Consider the following 1,160-nt stretch of genomic DNA (forward strand, 5'->3'; position numbering starts at 1 on the left):
CTTTGTACACGAAAAAAAATATAACTCATTAAAATAATGGCATAATACTTGTTTTCTGACGACGAATATGATGGCACATTTCAATGAGCTATATCTCATCTTAAACAAATATCTAAAGTGGAACAAGTCACATGTAAAATGTTTTACACTGATTATGCTTGCATTAATTGTAAAACAGACATGTAATCTTTCTTCTGCATCTAAAGCCTTACCCATCAAGTGCTTACCACAATCATTTTATCGACGTATACAACGCTTCTTTGCAGGTCAGTATTTCGATTATCGTCAAATTTCTCAGTTAATTTTCAATATATTTTTATTCGATAAAGTCCAATTAACTTTGGATAGAACCAACTGGAAATGGGGGAAACGAGATATCAATATCTTGATGTTAGCCATCGTCTATCGTGGAATAGCCATACCTATAGTTTGGACATTGCTCAATAAACGGGGAAATTCAGATACAAAAGAGCGTATTGCTTTGATTCAACGCTTTATCTCTATTTTTGGTAAAGACCGTATTGTGAATGTGTTCGCAGACAGAGAATTTATCGGTGAGAAATGGTTTACATGGTTAATTGAAAATGACATTAACTTTTGTATACGTGTTAAAAAAACTTCATTGTGACCAATCACTTAGCCAAGAATCATAAAATTAGTGATTTATTTCGTCATCTTCAAGTTGGTCAAACTGAATGTCGTAAACGACGTATTTGGGTTGGTCGAGTGAAACTGTATATTAGTGCGCTACGATTAGAAGATGGAGAACTTTTACTTGTTGTTTCTCCTATGTTTAATGCTTCTGCTATTCGTGATTATGCATTACGCTGGGAAATCGAAACCCTATTTAGTTGTCTCAAAGGACGTGGATTCAATCTTGAAAATACTCGTTTAACAGACCCTAGACGAGTCAAGAAATTGATAGCAGTGCTAGCTATCGGTTTCTGTTGGTGCTATTTAACAGGTGAATGGCAACATGATCGAAAAAAAGCAATAAAAATAAAGAAGCATGGACGACTTTCAGTAAGTTTATTTCGCTACGGTTTGGACTATGTTCAAATGGCTATTCTACGTTTGATTGGTTTTGGAAAAAAAGAAGAATTTAAGAAAGTGCTAGCAATTTTAAGAAAGAAAAAGCCTGATAGGACAAGGGTCCTATG

General features: G+C 34.4%; 1 protein-coding gene. It reads left to right on the forward strand.

The window, feature by feature from the left end; all coding sequences use genetic code 11:
• Window positions 1-70 precede the first annotated feature (70 nt).
• A protein-coding gene (locus tag CL42_RS17165) for an IS4-like element ISAba33 family transposase (RefSeq protein WP_100243284.1) occupies window positions 71-1,160 on the forward strand; the annotation gives its coding sequence in 2 pieces (ribosomal slippage) (window positions 71-611 and window positions 611-1,160; 1,091 coding nt annotated over the 2 pieces). This gene is flagged as partial in the annotation.

Source organism: Acinetobacter sp. Ver3 (assembly GCF_000632455.1).
Lineage (GTDB): Bacteria > Pseudomonadota > Gammaproteobacteria > Pseudomonadales > Moraxellaceae > Acinetobacter.